The following is a 22674-nucleotide window of genomic DNA, read 5'->3' as shown; positions in this document are numbered from 1 at the left end:
CGATTCCCGTCTCAGGCGAGGGGAGCTCGTCATGAGGACATCAAAGTCCACAGTCGTTCTTGCGGGAGCCGCAGTCGCGGCGCTGGTCGTGTCAGGGTGCGGCGGAGGCAACGGCGGTGGCGGATCGGCGGGGAAGGCCCCCGCCTACAACGCCGGCATCACCGGCGTGGTCAATCCCTCCGACCACAAAGGCGGGACAGTGGTGTACCAGCTCTCGAGCACACCCGACTCGATGGACCCCGGTAACACCTACTACGCCTTCATGTGGGACTTCTCCCGGGTCTATGCCCGGGCGCTGACCACCTTCCAGCCGCAACCCGGAACGGCTGGTCTCAAGCTCGTGCCGGACCTCGCGGCGGAGCTCGGCAAGCCCAGCGACAACGGCAAGACCTGGACGTACCACATCCGTCCGGGCCTGAAGTTCTCCGACGGCACACCGATCACGACCAAGGACGTCAAGTACGGGATCGAGCGCAGCAACTACGCGCCCGAGGTGATGTCCAACGGGCCCACGTACTTCAACGCCTATCTGGTGAACAACACCCCCGAGTACCAGGGGCCGTACAAAGACAAGACCGGCAACCTGAAGTCCATCGAGACGCCTGACGACACCACCATCGTCTTCCACCTCAGTCAGCCGTTCGCGGACTTCGACTTCCTGGTCAGCAATCCGCAGACGGCGCCTGTCCCCCAGGCCAAGGACACCGGCGCGGACTACGTGAAGAACGTGATCTCGTCCGGCTCGTACATGTTCCAGAGCTACCAGGACGGCAAAGGCGCAACGCTGGTGAGGAACCCGCACTGGAGTGCGTCCTCCGACCCGATCCGCAAGCAGCTCCCGGACAAGATCACCGTCCAGTTCAACATCGCCCAGACCACGGTCGACCAGAACCTGATCGCCGGTAACGCGACGATGGACCTCGCAGGCGCAGGCATCGCGGCTCAGAGCCAGGCCGCCGCCCTGAGCAACCCGACCCAGAAGGGACACATCGACGACGCGCAGAGCGGCGCGCTCGCCTACGTGGCGATCTCCACGGCCGTGAAGCCGTTCGACAATGTGCACTGCCGCAAGGCGGTGGAGTACGCGGTCGACAAGGTCTCCGCGCAGACCGCGACCGGCGGCGACGTCCACGGTGACATCGCCACGACGATCCTGCCGCCCACGGTCTCCGGCCATGTCACGTACGACCTGTACAAGACCCCTGGCTACAAGGGAGCGAACTCGCCGGAGGGCCTCGCCGCGGCCAAGAATGAGCTCAGCCAGTGCGGCCACCCTGGCGGCTTCTCCACCAACATCTCCGCCCGGGCCGACCGGCCCAACGAGATCGCGATCGCCCAGGCCGTCCAGGCCTCGCTGAAGAAGGTCGGGATCAACGTCGGCATCCAGCAGTACCCGTCGGGCAAGTACTTCACCGACAACGCCGGCGCTCCGGCCTTCGTCCACTCGCACGGTCTCGGGCTGATGATGATGGCGTGGGCCGCCGACTGGCCGACCGGCTACGGCTTCCTCCAGCAGATCGTCGACGGCGGAGCCATCAAGGCTTCCGGCAACAGCAACCTGTCGGAGCTGAACAATCCCGCCATCAACAAGATGCTCGACGACGCCATCGGCAACACCGACAGCGCGGCCCGCACCAAGGCGTGGGGCGACATCGACAAGGCCGCGATGGAGCAGGCACCTCTGGTGCCCCTGCTGTACCGCAAGGATCCGCTGTACCGCCCGGACCACGCGACCAACGTGTTCGTCACCGAGGCCTACGGCATGTACGACTACCTGAACGTCGGCGTGAAGTAGCCCGTGGCGGACGCGCGGACCGTACCGGAACTTCAGGAGCTGAGGAGGTGAAGGGCGAGGCGCCCGCCGACCGGGCCGAGGTCCGGCCGGCTGGGGCCCCGCCGCCCGATAGTGGGTGCGTACATCATCCGGCGCATAGCGGCGGCGGTGATCCTGCTGTTCGTCGTGACGGCCATCACCTTCGCGATCTTCTTCCTGGTGCCCCGGCTGGCCGGCGAGACCAGCACCCAGCTGGCGGCTCAGTACGTCGGCCGCGACCCCAGTCCCGAGGCGCTGGCCGCCGTCCAGAAGAACCTGGGCTTCGACCAGCCGCTGTACACGCAGTACTGGCAGTTCGTGCACGGGATCTTCGCCGGCCGCACGTTCCACTACGGGCCTGACGCGTCCTACTGCCAGGTGCCCTGCTTCGGCTACTCGTTCAAGAGCCACCTGCCAGTCTGGCCGCAGATCACCGAACGCATCCCCGTGACGCTGTCGCTGGCCGTGGGTGCGGCGATCATCTGGCTGGTCAGCGGTGTGTCGATCGGCGTGCTGTCGGCGCTCAAGCGCGGCTCGATCTTCGACCGGCTCTCCATGGGCATCGCTCTCGCAGGCGTATCGCTGCCGATCTTCTTCACCGCCCTGGTTTCGCTCGCACTGTTCAGCTACAAGTGGCCGATCTTCCCGAACCTGCAGTACGTGCCCTTCACCTCGGACCCGCTGATGTGGGCGAAGAATCTGGTGCTGCCCTGGGTCACCCTCGCCTTCTTGTACTCGGCGCTGTACGCCCGGCTCACCCGGGCAGGCATGCTCGAGACGATGAGCGAGGACTACATCCGCACCGCACGCGCCAAGGGACTGAGCGAACGGACGGTGGTCGTCAAGCACGGGCTGCGCTCCGCGCTCACCCCGATCATCACGATCTTCGGTCTGGACATCGGTCTGCTGCTGGGTGGCGCCGTACTGACTGAGACCGCCTTCTCGCTGCCCGGCGTCGGGCAGTACGCGGTGCAGGCGATCACCGACAACGACCTTCCGAAGATCATGGCCGTGACCACTCTGGCCGCCTTCTTCATCGTCGTGGCCAACCTCGTGGTGGATGTGCTCTACGTCGCCGTCGACCCCCGGGTGAGGTACTCATGAGCCGCGAACCTCGCGAACACACGCCGATGGAGGCGCCCATCGGCGGTGTGGAGGCGGGCCGCGGCGCCCCGCCCGGTACCGGCTTTCTCCAAATACGCGACCTGCGCATCCACTTCGACACCGACGACGGCCTGGTCAGGGCCGTGGACGGCATATCCTTCGAGCTCGAGCGCGGCCGGACGCTGGGGATCGTCGGCGAGTCCGGCTCCGGCAAGTCGGTGACCTCGCTGGGCATCATGGGCCTGCACCGCACGCTCAAGGCCAAGATCTCCGGCGAGATCTGGCTGGACGACGAGGAACTCATCTCCGCCCCTCCCGAGCGCGTGCAGCATCTGCGGGGCCGCAAGATGGCGATGATCTTCCAGGACCCGCTGACCGCGATGCACCCCTTCTACACAATCGGCGCCCAGATCACCGAGGCCTACCGGGTGCACCACCCCAAAGCGAGCCGCAAGGAGGCCCGCCTGCAGGCGGTGGAGATGCTCGAACGGGTGGGCATCCCTCAGCCCGCCACCCGCGTCGACGACTATCCGCACCAGTTCTCCGGCGGTATGCGCCAACGCGCCATGATCGCAATGGCTCTGGTCAACGACCCCTCGCTGCTGATCGCGGACGAGCCGACGACCGCGCTCGACGTCACCGTCCAGGCGCAGATCCTGGACCTCATCCGCGAGCTGCAGCAGGAGTTCGGCTCCGCGGTGATCATCATCACCCACGACCTGGGGGTGGTGGCCGAGTTGGCCGACGACATCCTGGTGATGTACGCCGGCAAGTGCGTGGAGAAGGGCGAGGCCAAGCAGCTGTTCACGGCGCCCGAGCATCCGTACACCTGGGGCCTGCTGGGCTCCATGCCGCGCATGGACCGCGAGATGCAGGCGCGGCTGATCCCGATCGCCGGGAACCCGCCGAGCCTGATCAGACTGCCGCGCGGATGCGCGTTCAACCCGCGCTGCCCCTTTGCCGACCGCAACGGCGACAAGTCCCGCACGGAGGTCCCCGAACTCACCGACGCCTCGGGCACCGGCCATCTCGTGGCCTGCCATCTGCTGCCGGAGGAACGGCGCCGGATCTTCGCCAAGGAAGTGGCGCCCCGGCTGTGAGGCCGACGAGGGCCCTGACGCCGGACGAAGGAGGTGGAGGACTCATGGGACCCACGCAGACGACCGATGATGAGCCCCTGCTGAACGTCCAGGGACTGGTGAAGCACTTCCCCATCACCCAGGGCCTGCTGCGCCGTCAGGTCGGCGCGGTTCGGGCGGTGGACGGCATCGACTTCAGCGTGCTGCCCGGGGAGACGCTGGGCGTGGTCGGCGAGTCGGGCTGCGGCAAGACCACGACCGGGCGGCTGATCATCCGCCTCCTCGAGCCCACCGCAGGGAAGATCGAGTTCGAGGGCCACGACATCACGCACCTGTCGCCGGGCGCGATGCGGCCCCTGCGCAAAGACATCCAGATGATCTTCCAGGACCCGTACTCCTCCCTCAACCCCCGGCACACCGTCGGCACGATCGTCGGCGCCCCCTTCCGGCTGCAGAAGGTGGAGACGGAGCACGGAGTGAAAAGCGCCGTCCAGGACCTGCTGGAACTGTGCGGGCTCAGCCCCGAGCACTACAACCGCTACCCGCACGAGTTCTCCGGCGGCCAGCGGCAACGCATCGGCGTGGCCAGGGCGCTGGCACTGCGGCCGAAGATGATCGTGGCCGACGAGCCGGTGTCGGCGCTGGACGTCTCCATCCAGGCCCAGGTGGTCAACCTGCTGGATGATCTCCAGGAGGAACTGGGCCTCACCTACGTGATCATCGCGCACGACCTGTCGGTCATCCGGCACGTCTCCACCCGGGTGGCGGTGATGTACCTGGGAAAGGTTGTGGAGATCGGCGGCAGGGAGTCGCTGTACAGCGGGCCCATGCACCCCTACACCGTGGCACTGATGTCCGCGGTCCCCGTCCCGAACCCCGAGCGCCGCACCAAACGCGAACGGATCCTCCTCACCGGCGACGTGCCCTCGCCCGTGAACCCACCGCCCGCGTGCCGTTTCCACACCCGCTGCTGGAAGGCGCAGGACATCTGCCGGATGCAGGAACCGCCGCTGCGAGAGCTCAAGTCGGGACACCTGGTGGCCTGCCACTTCCCGGAGAACATCTCTGGCGAGTCCGACTAGGTAGTGTCCGGTAAGCCGCGACCCGGCGTTCGACGCGGCGCGGCGGTCACCTATCCCAGGAACGCCGCGGTGGTCGCCACGAACCGGTCGGGATCGTGGAGCCACGGGAAGTGACCGGCTCCGGGCTGAACGACGAGCTCGGCGTTCGGGAACAGCCCGGCGAACTCGGCCATCGCAGGAGGCGGAGAGTTCAGATCGCCCTCTCCGGCGAGCAGCAGCACCGGCGCCTCGAACCGTGCGAGCGCAGCACGGGTGGCTTCCGGGTCGTATGCGCCTTCGGCGCCGAAGGCGGCTGCCGCCTCCATGTTCTTCTGCCCGGCCTCAGCGGCCTGATGGGCTTGAGCCTCCTCGTCCCAGCGGCCGTAGGCAAAGGGTGCGATGGCCTGCCAGGAGGCGTCCGTCGCCTTGCCGGCAACGATCGCCTCCAAGGCCGCGAACGCCGCGGGGAACCACGGCTCGTCGTTGTGGAGCTGCGCAGTCTCGCGCCGGACGTCTCCTGAGACCGCGACCCCGACGGCCATGGGACCCGGCGTGATCAACGCGAGCTTGCTGACGCGTTCCGGGTGGCGTTCCACATACAGCGCGGCCAGATTCGCGCCGCCGGAATGCCCGAGCAGGTCCATCTTCTCCAGGCCGAGGTGCTTGCGCAGGGCGTCCACGTCATCGACCTGGTGGTCGCAGCGGTAGGAGGCGGTGTCCTCCGGTGTCGCGGACCGGCCGGTGCCCCGGAGATCCAGCATGATCAACTGCCGGTGCGCGGAAAGGCCGCCGAGGTCGCCGAGGTAGACGGAGGCCTGCATCGGCCCTCCGGGCAGGCAGACCACAGGAGCGCCGTCTCCGGACACGTGGTAGGCAAGCTCGGTTCCGTCAGGGGCGCAGAAGGTAGGCATGGCCAAAACCCTGTCAGCAGCCTTCGGACAGAGCAACTGGGTTACCCCTGGCTGTGGAACGGCATATCCCGGAATCGCCTCTAGGGATTCGCACCAGTCGTTTCCCGAAAGGCACCGTTGATATGGCCGTCGACGCATCGAGCGTCACACAAGAGCAGGATCACGAGTCACGCGACGAGCGAGGCACCGGCGGCCGAGGCACCTCGGCGTCATGGCGGACCGCCTGGCCCCTGGCTCTGTCGCTGCTGCCGCTCGGTCTGCTCGTCATGGCGTCGTGGATCGGCCGGTACGTGCGCCCGAGTGCGGACGAGTGGTGCTTCCTGCCGAGCGTGCGCGACCACGGCATATCCGGGCTGATCGGAAAGTTCTACTTCACCGACAACGGACGGGTCGGCAACGGTCTGCTGGTCGGTCTCTACGCCCGGTTCCCGGTCGCCGGGCACCAGTGGTTCGGGCTGATCAGCGGCGTGCTCATGCTTGCGCTGCTGTGGGCGCTGGCCGTTCAACTCCTGCGCAGGGCAGATCTGGAGGTGCCGCGCGGTCTCCCGCTGCTCGTGGCCTCCATGATCACCGCGGTGTTCCTCTTCGCGACCCCCAATACGTACAAGACCTTCTACTGGCCCGCCGCCTCCGTCTCGCACACCGTCGCACCGGTGCTCGCGTGTGCTGTCGTCATCCCGCTGCTGCGGGCAGGCGGCCGCCGCAGCCGTATGGCCGCCCTGGCCGTCGTGTTCACGGCAGGCATCTTCATGGGCACGCTCTCCGAGGAGGCGTCGGTCGTCGCGCTGGTGGTGCTGTCCTGCGTGGTGCTGTTCGCGCACCGCGTCTTCGCAGTGCGGGTCAGGGCGTTCGCACGGCGCTGGTCGCTCCTCGGGATGGCCGGTGTCGTCGTCGGCACCGTCGTGCTGATGACGTCTCCCGGGTCACGCAACCGCCGCGAGCACTACGGCGCCGACCGCGCGTCCATGCTCGCCCCCGAATCGCTGCTGGGCTCCCTGCGCGGGTACGGGCAGATCCTCGAGACGATCCTGACCACCTGGCAGTACGCCGGAGCAGTCGCCGCCGGCGTACTCCTCGGCCTGCTGGCACGCGGCCGTGCCCGGCGGCCCGCCGCCCTGCTCCCCTGCCGTCCGCTGCTGCTCACCAGCCTCGGTGCAGCGGCCTTCCTGGTCTCCGGCTACCTGTGCACTGTCATCACGTACCCCGTCTTCGGATCAGACGTCGTGACGACGGAACGCACGTGGAACGACTACCTCCTGCTCTACGTGATGCTGCTGGCCGGCGCCGGTGCCTTCATCGGGCGCTCACTTCGGCAGCATGTGCGCCGTACGGGGGTGGCGGCCTTCGGGGCCGCGGCAGTGTGCGCCACGGCGGTACTGGGACTGGTCGGCCCGCTGCACGGGCTCGGGGACGCGATGCAGGTACGGGCCGAGAAATGGGACCGCCAGGACCGGTATCTGCGCGAGCAGGCGGCACACGGCGTCAAGGTCGCGCCGTACACGCCGGTTTCGGTCGCCCAGATGCTGGAGCCCTTCAGCAACCAGGGCCGCAGGATCTGGCCGGCGCAATGCGTCGCCGACTACTACCACCTGGACAAGGTCACTGACGCGAGACAGCGTCCGTGAGCTCGCGGGCAGAGGCGGCCGCGTGGGAGGTGTTGGTCTCCCGGACCACGTAGTGGGGCCGCCTCTTCGCCTCGTGGTAGATGCGGCCCACGTACTCGCCGATGACACCGAGCGTGGCGAGCTGGATGCCGCTGAGGGCGACGATGGCGGTGATCAGCGTCGCGTAACCGGGGGTGTCCACACCGTCGAGCAGGACGTTCGCGATGATCCACAGTGCGTAGCAGACGGCGGAAAGGAACAGCCAGAGTCCGGTGTGGATCGCCATGCGCAAGGGGCGGCTGTTGAAGGAGAGCAGCCCGTCGATGCCGTAGTTGAGCAGATGCCGGCCGCCCCACTTCGACTCCCCGGCCGCCCGCTGCACATTCTGGTAGGTGAAGCTGACGGTGTCGAAGCCGATCCAGGAGAAGAGCCCCTTGGAGAAGCGGTTGCTCTCCGGGAGGGAGAGGACGGCGTCGACGGCACGACGCGACAGGAGCCGGAAGTCGCCTGCCCCGTCGACGATTTCGACCTCCATGAACCGGCGCACGAGACCGTAGTACGCCCGGCTGAGCGTCCTGCGGACGGGGCCTTCTCCGGCCCGGTCGCGCTGGGCGACGACCTGGTCGAAGCCGTGCCGGTGCAGCTCCAGCATGCGTGGCACGAGCTCTGGAGGATGCTGCAGATCGGCGTCCATGAGGACGACCGCTTCGCCGCGGGACATCCTCAGCCCGGCGAGCATCGCCGGCTCCTTGCCGAAGTTACGGCTGAAGGAGGTGTAGCGCACGCGGGGGTCGACGGCCGCAAGATCCTGGAGCTGAATACGGGTCCGGTCGCTGCTGCCGTCGTCGACGTAGCAGATCTCGAAGACCGTCCCGGTGGGCTCGAGAGCGGCGACAAGTTCCGCGTGAAAGGCGCCGATCACCTCGCTCTCGTTGAAGCAGGGTACGACGACCGATGTATGGACCGTTGTCATCTCTCTCCATGCGCTGAGGTGCGTGGCGGGCTGCGTAACGGGTGCAACTCGTCGCGTATGGAGGATGGTCGGCGGGCCGCAGAGGTTGCCTCCCCGCACTCACTGCGAGCCTGCCTCTCGGGCGGCTTTACGTCACGCCACGCGGCGTTGGCGTCCCGTGAGTCCCTCGCAGCCATTCGTCGAGAGCGACGAAGTCCGCGTCGGTGAGGCCCTGGCGATGATCGACACAATGAAGCAGGGCTCGTCCTCGATGGTGTGCGGACACCCAGACCCGATCGGTGTCAGTGATCTCGTCGTCGACCCAGGCGAACGAGCGCCCTGCTGCCCATTCGACGAGGGCGCGGGTTTTCCAGTGCAGCCCTATCCTCTCGTCCCGCTCATCAGCCTCGGACGGCTCCGGCCAGATCACCACCGGCAACTGCGGCAGGCCGATCCGCGGGGCGATGCACTCGTTCGCGTCGCCCATCCATGTTGTGGCCCAGACCAGTTCGCACGGCAGCGCCGCCAATCGGGGCCCGTGCTCGGGATTGATCCTGGCCACAAGTGGACGGGAGTCGGGGCCCAGCGGGTCGGAACCCGAGTGATAGGTCGGATACCCGTCCGGATACCGCTCCGGCGCCGCGCCGAATGGGATAAGTGGTCCGTCCACATCGAGGAAGAGCAATGGGCTCTCGGCAGAACCGGTCACGACCGCACGATATCCCGGGCCCCGGTGCCTCCGGCGTGGCGCAGGGCGGCCCCGGCGCCCGTCATGCGAGTGCTGCCGCCAGCAATTCCGCCGTCTTGGCGACGAGCGGTTCGTCCGCCCGGGAGCGGGCGTCGTGTTTGGTGGAGAGGACGGCCAGCACGATGGGTGTCCCGTCGGGCGTCCAGGCGATGCCGACGTCGTTGGTGGTCCCGTATTCGCCGGTGCCCGTCTTGTCCGCCAGGGTCCAGTCCTTGGGGAGGCCTGCGCGGAAGCGAGAACCGCTGGTGGTGTTGGCGAGCAGCCAGGCGGTCAGCTGCTGCCGGTCCCGGGGTGTGAGGGCGTCGCCGAGTACCAGCTGGGCGTAGGTCCGCCCGATGGCGCCCGGACTCGTGGTGTCTGTCACGCGCCACGGTTCGGCCGAGTTCAGCTTGGGCTCCCACCGGTCGAGCCGGGTCGTCCGGTCCCCGATCGAGCGGCAGAAGCAGGTGACGGCCGTCGGGCCACCGAGCTCGTGGAGCAGGAGGTTCGCCGCGGTGTTGTCGCTGTATTCGACGGCGGCGGCGCACAGCTCGCCGACGGTCATGCCGTTTGCCAGGTGCTCAGGCGTGCCCGTGATGGGGGCGTAGCCGGAGTCGGCGACATCCTTCTCGGTGTACCGGATGCGCTTGGCAAGGAATTCGCCGTGCCGGTCGAGGTCTCTGAGGACGGCAGCGGCGGCGATCGTCTTGAACACCGAGCAGATCGGAAAGAGCTCGTCCGCGCGGTGCAGCACGCTCCTGCCGGTGACCGTGTTGCGCGCGAACACACCCAGCCGAGCGGAGTGCTCCCGTTCAAGGTTGCCCAGGGCCCGGGAAATGTCGTCCCCCGCGCCCGGCGGCACCGCCGAGGCCTGAGCGTCCGTGGACACAGCAACGGCCAGTGCCGTCGCGGCACCCAGGGTCAGAAGTGCGCGGCGGCTCGGGCGCGTTGTGAAGCTCTCCAAGATCACTCTCTCCTCTGACGACGACCAGCGTGCGTAGATCCAGACAGTTCGTAGATCCAGACAGCTCGACGGTTCCTTCGGTTCCCCCATAGATGCCATGTGACGTCATTACGCCCCCGCTGGCCGAGACCCATCACCTCACACCAGCTCTTCCTTGCTGAAACGGCAAGGACATGCTCCGCCTGTCACGCCGGTGGGCCGAGCGCCGCTACCGCCATCCGGTACTGACGGACGGCGGGTAATTCCTCGCGCTGGGCGCGCTCGTCATCCGATCACCCCCGGCGCCGGCTCGGCTTCGACGCGAGCGTCCTGCAGGTCCCGTACGAACTTGAGGCCTTGGCGACCGTCAAGCTCGATCTCGCCGGTAGTCACGAATCCCGTACGAGCCAGCACGGCTCGCGAGCCGGGGTTGTCGAGTGTCGTGACGGCCCGCAGCGTGGTCAGTTCGTACTCTGCGACAGCCAGGGCGCAGACCTCACGAACGGCGGCAGTAGCCAGTCCCCGCCCAGCGGCCTGCTCGGCGATCCGGTATCCGAGCTCGGCCGAACCACCCTCCACATCAACCAGGTTGACCCGCCCCAGGACCTCACTGCTGCTGCCCACCAGTACATGGAAGAAGTGCAGCCCGGCCGCTTGCTCGGCCATCAGCTCACGGTGCCGCGCATCGAAGTGGGCGAAGTAGTGGTCCCCACGGTCGGGAACCGACGCGGCGAAGTAGGCACGGTTCTCCTGCTCGAACCGGAGCAGCGCCGGGGCATGGTCGAAGCGGAGGCGTTGGAGTTCAGGCATGCCGCGATGTTACGCGTCGCTCGCCCCGGCGGCGGGCGCGGCCGGAGCAGCCGGGGCCGGGCTGACCGGAGCCGGAGCCGGGGCGGCGACCGGGGCCGGAGCGGGCGCAGCGACCGGGCCTCTAGACTCGGTGAATGGCGAAGTATTTCGACGTACACCCCGACAATCCTCAGCGGCGCACCATCAGCAGCGTGGCTGACAGCATCCGGTCCGGCGCGCTCGTCGCGTATCCGACGGACTCCTGCTACGCGCTGGGGTGCCAGCTGGGCAGTCGTGACGGCCTCAGCCGGATCCGGTCGATCCGGAACCTCGACGATCGTCACCACTTCACCCTCGTGTGCCAGAACTTCGCGCAGCTCGGCCAGTTCGTGCACATCGACAACGACGTGTTCCGCGCGATCAAGGCGGCGACACCCGGCAGTTACACCTTCATCCTGCCCGCGACGAAAGAGGTGCCGCGCCAGTTGCTGCACCCGAAGAAGAAGACGGTCGGAGTGCGGATTCCTGACCACGCCGTGGCCCAGGCCCTGCTCGCCGAGCTCGGAGAACCGCTGCTCTCCAGCACCCTGCTCATGCCCGACGAGGACGAGCCGATGACACAGGGCTGGGAGATCAAGGAGCGACTCGACCACGTGGTGGACGCCGTGGTCGACTCGGGCGACTGCGGCACCGAGCCGACGACCGTCATCGACTTCTCCGGCGGCGAACTCGAGATCGTACGCCGAGGGGCAGGTGACACCGCGCGCTTCGAGTAGCCGCGTCGATGGTCACCCGCGCTGGTTCCGTGGAGTGCGGCGGACGCGGGCGAGGACGAGCACCGTGTCGTCGTCCGGCGGGTCGGGCAGCAGGCTCGCGAGCATGCGGTCCGCCGTCTCCTCCAACTCGCCCGAAGCTCCTCGCAGTTCGGCGCGAACCGCCGCCAGGCCCACTTCGATGTCCTTGCCGCGCGCTTCGATGAGGCCGTCGGTGTAGAGGGCGAGAACGGCGCCCTCAGGCAGAGTGATCTCGATCGTTCTGAAGCGGTGCCCGCCCACCCCGAGGGGAATTCCCAGGACCTCGCTGATGGTCTCGACCGTGCCGTCCGGGTGGCGCACGAGAGGCGGGGGGTGCCCGGCGCTGGCGATGCGGGCGCGGCCGGTCGTGGGATCGTACACGATGTAGAGGCAGGTCGCCAGCTCGATTCCTGCCTCCTGGGCGCAGGCGTCGAGTTCGGCGAGCAGGTCGTCCGGTTCCTGATTGTGCCTGGCCAGCGCCTTGGCGGTGAGGCGCAGCCTGCCCATGGCCGCGGCTGCCGGCACTCCGTGTCCCATCACGTCGCCGACGACCAGGGCGACCCGGTCGCCGGACAGGTTGATCACGTCGTACCAGTCGCCGCCGACCTCGGTGATGTGGCTGCCGGGCAGATAGCGGTGGGCGACCTCCACGTAAGGGCTGGTCGCCGGTGCACTCGGAAGCAGCGCGCGCTGGAGGGTGAGGGCGATGTCCTGTACTCGGCTGTAGAGGCGCGCGTTGTCGAGGCAGAGTGCGGCGCGGGAGGCGAGCTCACCGGCCAGGCTGAGGTCTTCGTCGGTGAAGGCGGGACGCGCGGCGGAGCGTCCGAAAATGGTGATGCCCTGGACCGTGCCCCGGGCGATGAGCGGGGCGATGATCATGCCGACGAGACCGCTGTCTCTCAGCAGCTGGGCGCGAGCCTGGTGAATGACGGTCCGGGTCATGAACTCGTCGTTCACCAGGACCGAGAGGGGGCGGCCCGTCTGAAGCATCCGATGGATAGCCGAGCCGGGCGGGTAGGTGACGGTCTCCAGCCCACTCACGAGTTCGGTGGCGGGAGGGGGCAGGACGGTGCCGGAGGCGATCCGGCGGGTGACCAGCGGAAGTTGCGGGTTGAACACCTCGGGTTCGTCCATCCACTCCACGACTTCGACGACGGAGGCGTCCGAGAAGTCGGGCACGGCGGCCGCGACCAGTTCCCGGGCGGTGACATCCACGTCCAGGGTGGTGCCGATGGAGGCCGCGGCACGGTCCAGCAGGGCCAGCCGCTGACGGCCTGCGGTTGCCTCCATGATGGCCTGCTCCCGGTCGGTCACGTCCACCAGCAGTCCGCCCACTCCGGGGTGGGAGCCGACCGCGCCGCTGAGCGGGAAGAGGCTCACCGACCGCACCTGATCGCGATCCGGGTGCCCCGGCGTGCGTACACCCACGAGAGCGCCCACGACGTGCCGTCCGCCAGCGGCGACAGCACGCAGCATCCGCTGGTACTCACCGCCGTCGGACGTGATCATGATTTCTTCCATCGGCCGTCCGAGGTGCTCCTCAATGGGGAGGCCGTCCATGTCCGCGAGCGCCTGGTTGAGGTGGACGTAGCGCAACTCCTCGTCGAGCATGACAAGGCCGATGGGGCAGGTCTCGAAGAGGGCGTCGAGGAAGGCCAGGTTCGTCTTCACCCGATCGAGCTCGTCACTGCGGCTCGCCAGGGCCATGACCACCGAACGGCCCCCGGCGCCGGTCACGGGAAACACTCTGAATCCGCAGTCGAAATCCGCGCCGTCCCGGTGCCGTGCCGGCAGCCGGCCGCGCCAGTACCCCAGCCGGCGGCCCCGTTCCGCCAGCCGTGCCGAAGCGTCGGGGGCACCTCGGGGCGGATCCGCGAAGAGAACACCGGCAGGCTGGGACAGCACCGCCGCGGCGTCGTGCCCGAAGAGGTCCTGCGCGCCGGGCCCCCAGTAGCAGACGCGGTCGTCCTCATCGATGGCGAAGACGGCAACGGGGACGTGCTGCAGCAGCGTCCCGGGCTCGGACCAGAGCGGACCAGGAGCCTTTTCGCCCTCCGACCGAACGGACGCCACCGACCATCGCCTTCCACCCGCGGCACGCACCCCCTCGACCGCGCAGGGAAGGCCGGACGAGGCTCAGGCGCCTTTGTCCTACATTGTGCAGGCATCAGGGCGACTGTGTACGGGCGACGCATCGGCTGAGCGGACCGGGCGCCGGGCCGCCTCGGCTTCCGTGGCGCTGAGCTGGTGTGCGCGGGTCAGGTCGCCGTGCCGGTCATGATGCCGATGACCCGCAGGTAGAGCCGTTCTGCCTCGGTCAGGTCGCCGCGTCGTTGACGGACGGCGCCCAGGGCGTTCAGCGGCCCGGTGAGGCGAGGGTCGTCGGGGCCGTGGATCCGTTCACAGATGTCCACCGCGAGGCGCAGGGTTCCTTCGGCCTCGGCGGGCCTGCCCACTGATTCGAGCAGGATTCCCAGGGCCGACGCCGCCTCGGCCACCTCGGCCGAGGCCGGGCCCGCCGTGCTTCGGGCGACCCGGAGCGCCTCGCGCAGTTCGCGCTCCGCCTCGTCGTACCGTCCGTCTGCCCGGTGCAGCTGTGCGCTCGCCAGGTGGTCCTGCACGCGGCGCCGCCCGGCTGTCCTCGCGTCCACGACGTCCGCCCGCGGGAGGCTAGGCGAGGGCCTTCGCCCTGGGCCGGCCGCGTACGGCACCTCCCGTGAGGTGCTTCACGACATGCTCCGCGTCCCTGCCCGCACCCCCGATGAGCATGGATGCGAAGGCGTACTGGAAGGCCAGGCCGACGAAGTACAGCCCCGGCGAGGAGGGCACCACACCACGCTCCTCGACCGGCCAGCCGTCGTCACCCGTGACCGGGAGGTCGATCCACGAGAAGTCCTGCCGGAAGCCGGTGCACCACACGACGTTCGCGACGTCCAGCACACGCCCGCCGTCCAGGACCGGAAGACCGTCGCTCACGCCGACGGTGCGCGCCGGGACCATCTCGACACCGGCACGGGCGAGATCGGCCCGCTTGATCCGGATCAGCGGCCCGCCGTGGGCTCTGACCTCGGGACGCATCTTGCGGCCGATGGGCGTACGGAGAGTCAGCAGATGCTGGGCCAGGAACCACAGGACCGGGAAGACCGCGTGCGCCGCCCTGCCTTCGATGTCGACCGGCACCTCGCCGTGGATGGGGCCACTGAGCACGGTCGCGTGTCCGGCCGAGCCCGCCTCGAAGGCGATGTCCCCGCCGGAGTGTGACGCTCCCACCACCAGCACGCCGCCGGGCCGGAGCTGATCCGGGTTCTTGTAGGCACTCGAGTGCATCTGGACGATGCCGGGGTCGAGTTTGTCGGCGAAGTCGGGGACGTAGGGGGTGCGGCCAAAGGTACCGGAGGCGACCACGACGTTGTCGCACACGAAGGAGGACCGGTCCGTCGTCACGACATACTTCCCGTCGTCGCGGCACACCCGGGTGACCCGGTGGCCGCCTCGGACGGGCAGCGCGAAGGCCGCGGCGTACGTCTCCAGGAAGTCGGCCATGGCGTCCTTGCCGGGAAACGACATCGGCGGCGCCGGGAAGCGCATCCCCGGCAGCGAGACGACGCGCGCCGGGCTGAACAGGCGCAGCGAGTCCCAGTGGCAGCGCCAGTTGTCACCGACCCGGGCGTTGGCATCCAGGATGACGAACGGCCGGCCGCGCCTGGCGAGGTGGAAGCCGGCCGCGAGACCTGCCTGACCAGCGCCGATGATGACCGTCTCGATGCGGTCGGCTTTGTGCGTGTCATTCATCGTCCTCACCTTCCCGCGTTCCTCGAGATCGACATTAGGAACGCGAGGGGCGGGCCGGCATCGGGAGAACGGCCCAAACGCGGAGCCCGAACACGATGGGTATTTCTGTGCAGCCGGGCGCCGCGGTCAGACCAGGCCGTGCTCGTACGCGTACGCCGTGGCCGCGGACCTGGAGGAGAGCCCGAGCTTGGTGAAGATGTTGCTCACATGCCTGGCCACCGTCTTGTCGCTGAGAACCAGTTCGACGGCTATCGCATGGTTGGTCTTGCCGGCGGCGACGAGCCGCAGGACCTCGGCCTCACGAGGACTGAGCCCGGCGTCGGTGTCGGGGCGGCCACTGGTCAGACTGGCGAGCCTGGCCAGGTCGGGGGCCGCGCCCAGCTCACGGAACACGTGGCGGGCCGCGTCCAGATCCAGCTGGGCCGTGTCGGCGTCGCCGAGCTGTTGGCGCGCCAGTCCCACCAGGGCGCGCGAGCGCGCCCCGTCGTACGGCGCTTCCAGGTCGCCCCATGCCCGGCACGCCTCGCGCAGGGCATCGAGCGCCGCCGCGGTCTCGCGCTCGGCGAGCAGTACGGCTCCGCGCGTGTGGGCGGCGATCGCACGCAGCAGCGGGGCGCCGATGTCGGCGGCGATCTGCGACAGCTCGTCCGCCGCGGCCCGGGAGGCGACCATGTCACCGGCGGACAGCATGATCTCCACGTACGCGGCCAGCACCTTCGCCCTGCCCAGCCGGTCCGGCATCTCGTCCGCAGCGCCGCGGATCGCTGCGACGGCCGCGTCGACCCGGCCCTGGGCCAGCCGCAGCTGTGCCAGTCCGGGCTGCGCCCGGTGGCCGCACAGGCTGGCCCGGCGGTACGAGTCCTCCGCCTTGGCGAACGCACCGCGCAGCCGGTGCAGCTCGGCCTGCTGGTAGAGGGCCATGCCGAGCGCCGGCTGGCCCGGCGGGTCGGAGAGCCGTTCGCACGCCCTCTGTGCCTCGTGCATCGCGTCCGGCCATGACCCGCGTACCTGCAGGACCTGGGAACGATGGACCAGGCACTGACCGCGGTAGGGCACGAGATCCGGCTGGGAGGTACACCAGTCGGACAGTGCCGCCGTCCACTCCTGCGCGCGGCGCAGGTCGAAGATCTCCTGACAGGCCTCGATGACGCTGCAGTAGATCAGCCCGGTCGCGATCGGCGACAACTCGCCGCCCGAGACCGCGACCATCGTCTCGTCGAGCAGCGCCAGCCCGGCGGCGGTCTTTCCCATGCTGATGAGCGCCCGGCCCTGGCCGTGCCGCGCGATGGCCACGAGGTCCGGGTCCCCGAAGCGCTCACCGATCTCGACGGCCTCGGTGAAGGTGGCGTACGCCGCGGCAAAATCGCCCTCGGCGACAAGGCGAAGCCCAGCGGGGAACCGCAGATAGCCCTGCTCCACGCAGTCCAGCTGCCGGTCGTCGATCAGCCGCTGCCCTCTGGCGAGCCAGCCTCCCCCACGGGCCGCCTCGCCCTTCAGGAGAAGCGGAACCGCCAGCCAGAACGCGCACCGCACGGCTTGGGCCGCCTCGTCCAGACGCAGGTACTCGTGATGTGCCCGCTCCAGGGCCGCAGCGCTCTCGGCGTCGTATCCGACCAGATAGGCGGCGACGGTGAGCCGTACAAGGTCGTCGGGCCCCAGCGGCTCCTCATGATCGGTGTGCGAGAACCGCGTGTAGGCGTCCCGCCAGGCCTGGCGACCGAAAGAGTCCCGAGCCTGTTCGAGTTCCGCGACCACATTCATGGCGCCTCCCACGCCTCCCACACCTATTGCACCTCGCCACCACGGGCTTGTCAGGCCCGCGCTCCCAGGATCTCCGAGCGCTCAGACCGCAGGCGGGCCGGGGCGGGATCCGGTGCGCCGTCCCAGGAGTTCCGCCAGCCCGCGACGGGTGGCGGCGAGAACGACACGGTCCTGGGGCCGCAGGACGTAGCCGGGGTGGAGGTCCCACAGCAACCCGGCGCCAGTCCGGTCGGCTCCGTACGGACGGGAGGCGGCGAGGTCGGGCCGGCGCTCCGCGGGCTCCGCCGTGTCCAGAGCGATCACTCGCCACGCGCCGGGCCGAAACGCCTCGGCGACGGTGCGGCCCTCGAACTGCGGATGCCCGGCGACATCGAGCACGGCAAACAGCAGAACCTTGCGCTCCACCGGGATGGCGCCGAGGATCTGACGGCCCATCATCGCCCCCGCGAAGGCCGGGGCCGCGAGCGTGGACACACTGCGGCTGCGGGTGAGCGCGTCGGGGTGCGCGGCCCGCAGGGTGCGGTAGACGGCGGTGGCGAAGTCGTCCTCGTACAGCCGCAGCGCGACCCGCAGATCCGGCTTGACGGTACGGGCGTACAGCGCCGCTTCGAGGTTCGTGGTATCGGCACTGGTCAGCGCCAGCAGGGCATGAGCCCGATGGATCTTGGCAGCCTCCAGCACACCCTCGTGGGTGACATCGCCCAGCACCACGGGCACGCGCAGCCGGCGCGCGAGGGGGATGCCCCGCGCCTGCGGATCCTCCTCCACGCACACCACGGGGATGCCGAGTTCACGCAGCCGTGCCAGCACCCGCGTGCCGACCTTGCCCAGGCCGAGCAGTACGACATGCCCGGACAGTCCCCGCGGCGGGCGCAGCAGTCCCGCCGCTCCGCGGAACGCACCGAGGGCTTCCAGTGATCCGGCGACCAGGACCGGCAGGAGCGCAAGACCCACCAGTCCGGACAGCAGCTGGAGCACCTGGCGGGCGGTGGGTTCCCCGACGGCCGGGTCCCCGATCGCGAAGAGGTCGAGGAGCGTGAGATACGCGGCGTGCAACGGATGGTCGCCGGTCGTGAGCCAGGACGCGACGGCGAGGGCGAAGACGGCCGCGGCGGCACCGGCGAGCGCGCGGCGCAGCCGACGCGAGAAGATCTCCCTGAGTGGGGCACCCCGGCCGGCCAGACGACGGGACGGCACCGGCAGCCCGGCGTACGAGATCGTCTCCAGCACAACAGTCCCCCGTCCGGTGGCCGCCGCGACCGTGGCGTCGTCGGGCAGCAGACTCGGACCTTGAGGGCCGCTGCCGTCCGAACCCTCGGCGCCCGCAGGGTCGTTGGTGGTGGACGACAGGAGGGCCAGCGTGCACAAGCCGGGATCGGGTACCTCGCCGCGCCCCGGCGGGTTGCGCTCAACAGCACGCAGCAGCAGCCCGTCGGCCTGCACGACCTTGCTCGTACCGGCCACCGCTGTTGCTGCCAGGGCGGGCGCTGCCGTGTCCGCGTCGGACAGCACAGTGGTGGAGGCGTCCAGCGCGGTGACGTCCAGACCTGGCACGGCGACGACGGCAGCCTGGTCGAGCAGGCTCTCCAGGTGCTGGCCCAGTTTGCGGTTGTAGAGCCGGATCACCAGCCGAAGCCGGGGGTTGAGCCGCCGGGCGGCCAGCGCGGCCCGGATGTTCATCTCGTCGTCGTCATACACGAGGGCCAGGGCTGCGGCCCGCTCCACACCGGCCTGACGCAGTGCCTCCTCCGAGGGCTCGGCAGCCTCCACCTCCCGTACCGGAAGGAGGAATTGGCCACTGGAGCCGACGTCGTCGCCACCACCCGGCCGGTTCATCGCAGCGGACACCCGCCCGAAGAGCGCAGAGGTCCGGATGCGGTTCGGCGCCACGGCAGGCTGCCCACCGGTCGATGAGCGGACGGGCGGGACGACCAGCGTGACCCGCTCCCCGTAGACGTCGTGCAGCTCGGAGGCGAGACGGGCAGCCAACGCGTCGTCACCGCAGACAATCATCTGCCCTGCGGGGACGCTGTGTTGGGCCTGCTGAGGAAGAAGTGAGGACACAGCGCCAAGACTCCCTTGCCGGGCCCGCGGGGTTGAACCCGGGGTATCGGGGTCGGCAACGCGTATCAGCGAGTGAGTGCGGCGGCGAATCGCCGGGCGAGGGTGTGGACGTCGCCCGGCCAGCGAGCGGACAGGTAGTTCCCGTCCTCGACGACGAACGCGGGTCGCTCGTCGCTCAGAGTGTCGCGGCGGCTGCCGCCGGCCTTGCGCCGGTAGTCCGCGGTTCCGGGCACCACATCAAGGAAGTCCTCCGGATGCGCCAGATTCCGTGTGACCTCTTGCTGTACGGACATGTAGCCCTCAGGCTGGCCCGGCTCCTCCCGGTAGGTGCGGTAGTAATCGGGGTCCCAGTAGCGGGTACGTCGGGCGATCCGCCACGCCGTCCTCTCCAGGCGCCATGTCAGCGCCGTGGTGCGGCGGCCGTACAGAACAGAGCGGCCGTCGGCGGGGTCAGTACTGCGCGCGGCGAGCAGAACGCCGTGGCAGATCGCGGCAACCGGCAGGTCGCGCCGGAATGCCTCCACGATCATGGCCTGCAGAGTCTTGCTCTCCAGATACGGGCGCATGCCCCGTGCCCGGTGGCCGCCCGCCAGATACAGGCCGTCCACGCCCTCGACGGTCACCGCATCCCACGACTGCGGGGCGCGGAACTCCTCGGACTGGGCCATCTCCGTGTATGCGGACCGGGCATCGGCGTTGGCCCGCAGGGCCCGCCCGATGCCGAGGAACCCCTTCAGTCCCGGAACGCGTCCCCACGGATCGAGCCCCTGCCCCGTGAGCATGACCTCGTCCCCCCTCGCGGTCCTGCCGTCGGGCGTCGCGAACACAACGCTGTGTCCTGCCCGGGTAAGGACCTGCCACCCCACCGCGACCTCGCTGGGGTCGAAGTCCTGTGCGGGAATGGGCATCAATACAGTTGCCATGGTTACCTCCCTCGATGCCGGCATCATCTTGCTCCTGGGCGGCTTTCGCCTCCCCGCCGGGCTCATCTTCGCCGCGGGTCGGCCCGTCGTTACGATGCGCTGATGCAGAAGATCCGTGTGGCCGAGGTGCTCGCAGCCCTGTCGCTCACCACTGATGTCGCTGCGGGAATGTCTTTCGAGAAGGGGCTGCGCGTGTGCGCGGTTGCCACGGCGTTCGCGGATTCTGTACTCGGTGTCGACTCCGTGACCCGCCGTGTGGTCTTCGAGGTGGCCCTGCTGCGTTCGGTCGGCTGCACGTCGTTCGCGCCGGAACTCGCGGACGTCTTCGGTGACGATGTCGCCTTCCAGGCTGCTCTGAAGCGGCTGGACCACGGCGACGAGGCAGTGTTCGCATCGCAGTTGCGCACCTTCGGCGACTGGGCGGGCGCTGAAGGGCCACGTCTGGCACGGACTTTCGTCGACGTCTTCCCCACCATGGGGGTCGAGGCCATGCGCAGCGGTTGCGAGACCAGCCGCGCCCTCGGCACCGGGCTGGGCCTGCTGCCGGACTCAGTGGCGGCACTGGACGACGTGTACGAGCGATGGGACGGGCGCGGCATTCCCGAAGGCCGCCGCGGGACCCAGCTGTCGCAGGCCGCGCGGATCGTGCACATTGCGGAACAGGCAGTCCTCGCACATGACTTGGGTGGTGAACCGGCCGCGGTCTTCGAGATCCGCCGGCGCAGCGGGGGCCATCTCGACCCGGACCTGGCTCGGGCGTTCGTCGCCGATACCTCGCTCGCACTCAAGCCGCTGGAACAGCCGAACGCACTCGCCGCTGTTCTCGATCTCGAACCGGTGCCGCATGTCACCGTTCCCTTCGGTTCGCTGCCGCAGTTGTGCGCGGTGCTTGCCCAAGTGGTGGATCTGAAGAGCCGATGGCTGCTCGGTCACAGTGAGCATGTCGCAACGCTGGCCGCGGACGCAGGCGCGCTCGCGGGCCTGGATCCGGCCGCGGTCAGCGAGTTGCGTTGTGCGGCTCTGGTGCACGACCTCGGGCGGGTCGGGATTCCGACCAATATCTGGGACCGGTCCGGTCCACTGGGAATGGCCGAGGTCGAGAAGGTCCGCATGCATACCTACTGGACCCATCGGATCCTGGAGCGGGTGCCGGCCCTCGCGGGGCTGGCGCCGACGGCTTCCGCCCATCATGAGCGGGTGGAGGGCGGTGGCTACCACCGCGGAGATCCCTCCCGGCACCTTCCCATCGCCGCGCGCATCCTTGCCGCGGCAGACGTTTTCGCCGCACTCACCGAACCGCGCGCACACCGGGAGGCGTACACCGTGCCTGCCGCGGCCGATCTGCTGGTGCAGCAGGCCGAGACCGGAGGACTCGACCGGGAGGCGTGCGCGGCCGTCATCGAGGCGGCGGGTCTCCCGAAGCCTCGCCGAGTGCTGCCATCCGGCCTGACGGAGCGAGAAGTGGAGGTGCTCTGCCTGGCGGCCCGGGGCCTGAGCAACCGTCAGATCGGCGAACGGCTGTCGATCTCGAACCGGACCGTGGGGCACCACCTGGCCCACATCTACGACAAGACCGGCAGGCGCAGCAGAGCCGGCGTCGCGGTCTTCGCCATGGAGCATCGGCTACTGCCCTGATCGGCGCGTTGTCGATCGTGTCCGCACATCCTCGCCGCCGGATAGGTCAGTTGACCGATGCCGCCCTTGGCCGGCCCTGGTGACCATGGGTGCCGCAGCTCCTCCCGGCCGGCCATCAGCCATGACGGTCACGAGGAGTGTCGGGCCGAGGCAACGCGTCTCGGTCTGCGATCGGACCTGTCGACGCTCACGCTTGCGACGCCAGGCCGCGCAAAAGAACGAGGAACGGGAGCACAGATGACTGCCATGGTGAACTTGCAGGACGCCCGTGCGTCGAAGGACAGGGAGGTCGTGGCCCAGATGTACGAGGACCTGAGCCGCGGGAACGGTGAGGCGGTCCTGAGCACGCTGAGCGACGGGATCACGTGGGTGGTCACCGCCGGGCTGCCGTACGGCGGAACCTATCGCGGACGTGACGAGGTGCTGGCCAACGTCTTCGCCCGGTTCGACATCGACTGGGAGGACTTCGCCGTCGCCCCGACAGAGCTCATTGCCGTTCCGGACCTGGTGGTCGCCCTCGGCCACTATCAGGGACGGGGCCGTGCGACGGGCAAGGCGATGAAGGCACGCTTCGCGCATGTGTGGCGTTTGGAGAACGGTGTGCCGGTCGCCTTCGAGACCATCGCGGACACCGGAGTCATGGTCGATGCCATGGTCGGTGCCATGTCATAACCAGCGCCGCGGCACGCGGCGTTGCCTCCTCGGCGGCTCGGCAGCCGGCG

The 22674-nt window shown here is 69.1% G+C and carries 19 protein-coding genes; 8 read left to right on the top strand and 11 right to left on the bottom strand.

Annotation, left to right across the window (positions count from 1 at the left end; all coding sequences use genetic code 11):
- The first annotated feature begins 31 nt into the window (after positions 1-31).
- The 4 genes from OHA61_RS37970 (at position 32) to OHA61_RS37955 (ending at position 5078) form a co-directional block, all read left to right on the top strand.
- Positions 32-1795, top strand: coding sequence for an ABC transporter substrate-binding protein (locus OHA61_RS37970; protein ID WP_406306941.1), 1764 nt, complete (start codon positions 32-34; stop codon positions 1793-1795).
- 111 nt (positions 1796-1906) lie between these two features.
- The gene (locus OHA61_RS37965; RefSeq protein WP_406306940.1) at positions 1907-2917 is read left to right on the top strand and encodes an ABC transporter permease; all 1011 of its coding nucleotides are present in this window, start codon (positions 1907-1909) and stop codon (positions 2915-2917) included.
- Positions 2914-4017 (top strand): ABC transporter ATP-binding protein, encoded by a 1104-nt coding sequence (locus OHA61_RS37960; RefSeq protein ID WP_406306939.1) that lies wholly within the window; start codon positions 2914-2916, stop codon positions 4015-4017. The genes OHA61_RS37965 and OHA61_RS37960 overlap by 4 nt, the downstream gene beginning before the upstream one ends.
- Positions 4018-4061: 44 nt before the next feature.
- Positions 4062-5078 carry an ABC transporter ATP-binding protein gene (locus tag OHA61_RS37955; RefSeq protein ID WP_406306938.1) on the top strand — a complete coding sequence of 339 codons (1017 nt, stop codon included), beginning with the start codon at positions 4062-4064 and terminating at the stop codon, positions 5076-5078.
- A gap of 50 nt (positions 5079-5128) precedes the next feature.
- Here the strand turns inward: OHA61_RS37955 and OHA61_RS37950 are convergent, their stop codons facing one another.
- Entirely contained in the window at positions 5129-5968 is an 840-nt protein-coding gene (locus tag OHA61_RS37950; protein WP_406306937.1) for an alpha/beta fold hydrolase, read from the bottom strand.
- Positions 5969-6090: 122 nt separating this feature from the next.
- Here OHA61_RS37950 and OHA61_RS37945 point away from each other — a divergent pair, with 122 nt between their 5' ends.
- Positions 6091-7593: a DUF6056 family protein gene (locus tag OHA61_RS37945; protein ID WP_406306936.1), complete on the top strand. Its 1503-nt coding sequence runs from the start codon at positions 6091-6093 to the stop codon at positions 7591-7593.
- Here OHA61_RS37945 and OHA61_RS37940 read toward each other — a convergent pair.
- The 4 genes from OHA61_RS37940 to OHA61_RS37925 all read right to left on the bottom strand — a co-directional run bounded on the left by OHA61_RS37940 (position 7568) and on the right by OHA61_RS37925 (position 11004).
- Positions 7568-8545, bottom strand: a complete 978-nt coding sequence (locus tag OHA61_RS37940; RefSeq protein WP_406306935.1) for a glycosyltransferase family 2 protein — start codon at positions 8543-8545, stop codon at positions 7568-7570. The two genes, OHA61_RS37945 and OHA61_RS37940, sit on opposite strands and share 26 nt — an antisense overlap.
- 127 nt (positions 8546-8672) lie before the next feature.
- Positions 8673-9233 (bottom strand): HAD domain-containing protein, encoded by a 561-nt coding sequence (locus OHA61_RS37935; RefSeq protein WP_406306934.1) that lies wholly within the window; start codon positions 9231-9233, stop codon positions 8673-8675.
- Positions 9234-9294: 61 nt separating this feature from the next.
- Complete coding sequence (bla, locus tag OHA61_RS37930; RefSeq protein ID WP_406306933.1) at positions 9295-10215, bottom strand: class A beta-lactamase; 921 nt, start codon at positions 10213-10215, stop codon at positions 9295-9297.
- A gap of 264 nt (positions 10216-10479) precedes the next feature.
- Positions 10480-11004: a GNAT family N-acetyltransferase gene (locus OHA61_RS37925; RefSeq protein ID WP_406306932.1), complete on the bottom strand. Its 525-nt coding sequence runs from the start codon at positions 11002-11004 to the stop codon at positions 10480-10482.
- Between the two features lie 134 nt (positions 11005-11138).
- Here OHA61_RS37925 and OHA61_RS37920 point away from each other — a divergent pair, with 134 nt between their 5' ends.
- Entirely contained in the window at positions 11139-11759 is a 621-nt protein-coding gene (locus OHA61_RS37920; RefSeq protein ID WP_324988508.1) for an L-threonylcarbamoyladenylate synthase, read from the top strand.
- A gap of 12 nt (positions 11760-11771) precedes the next feature.
- Here OHA61_RS37920 and OHA61_RS37915 read toward each other — a convergent pair whose 3' ends face one another.
- From OHA61_RS37915 to OHA61_RS37890, 6 genes are all read right to left on the bottom strand, one after another.
- Positions 11772-13850: a SpoIIE family protein phosphatase gene (locus tag OHA61_RS37915; RefSeq protein ID WP_406306931.1), complete on the bottom strand. Its 2079-nt coding sequence runs from the start codon at positions 13848-13850 to the stop codon at positions 11772-11774.
- A gap of 185 nt (positions 13851-14035) precedes the next feature.
- The gene (locus OHA61_RS37910) at positions 14036-14428 is read right to left on the bottom strand and encodes a tetratricopeptide repeat protein (RefSeq protein ID WP_406306930.1); all 393 of its coding nucleotides are present in this window, start codon (positions 14426-14428) and stop codon (positions 14036-14038) included.
- A gap of 19 nt (positions 14429-14447) precedes the next feature.
- On the bottom strand, positions 14448-15569 hold the full coding sequence (locus OHA61_RS37905; protein WP_406306929.1) for a flavin-containing monooxygenase: 1122 nt from the start codon (positions 15567-15569) through the stop codon (positions 14448-14450).
- A 126-nt stretch (positions 15570-15695) separates the two neighbouring features.
- On the bottom strand, positions 15696-17330 hold the full coding sequence (locus tag OHA61_RS37900) for a LuxR C-terminal-related transcriptional regulator (RefSeq protein ID WP_406306928.1): 1635 nt from the start codon (positions 17328-17330) through the stop codon (positions 15696-15698).
- An 81-nt stretch (positions 17331-17411) separates the two neighbouring features.
- On the bottom strand, positions 17412-19343 hold the full coding sequence (locus tag OHA61_RS37895; RefSeq protein ID WP_406307607.1) for an NAD-binding protein: 1932 nt from the start codon (positions 19341-19343) through the stop codon (positions 17412-17414).
- Between the two features lie 116 nt (positions 19344-19459).
- Positions 19460-20317 (bottom strand): type 1 glutamine amidotransferase domain-containing protein, encoded by an 858-nt coding sequence (locus tag OHA61_RS37890; protein WP_406306927.1) that lies wholly within the window; start codon positions 20315-20317, stop codon positions 19460-19462.
- Between the two features lie 102 nt (positions 20318-20419).
- Between OHA61_RS37890 and OHA61_RS37885 the strand changes: the two genes are divergently transcribed.
- Both OHA61_RS37885 and OHA61_RS37880 read left to right on the top strand, forming a co-directional pair.
- The gene (locus OHA61_RS37885) at positions 20420-21952 is read left to right on the top strand and encodes an HD domain-containing phosphohydrolase (protein WP_406306926.1); all 1533 of its coding nucleotides are present in this window, start codon (positions 20420-20422) and stop codon (positions 21950-21952) included.
- 237 nt (positions 21953-22189) lie between these two features.
- Positions 22190-22624: a nuclear transport factor 2 family protein gene (locus OHA61_RS37880; protein WP_406306925.1), complete on the top strand. Its 435-nt coding sequence runs from the start codon at positions 22190-22192 to the stop codon at positions 22622-22624.
- Positions 22625-22674: the final 50 nt, after the last annotated feature.

The sequence above is a fragment of the Streptomyces sp. NBC_00885 genome (genome assembly GCF_045207475.1).
Taxonomy (GTDB): domain Bacteria; phylum Actinomycetota; class Actinomycetes; order Streptomycetales; family Streptomycetaceae; genus Streptomyces.
This window is presented reverse-complemented; position numbering and strand designations above follow the sequence as displayed.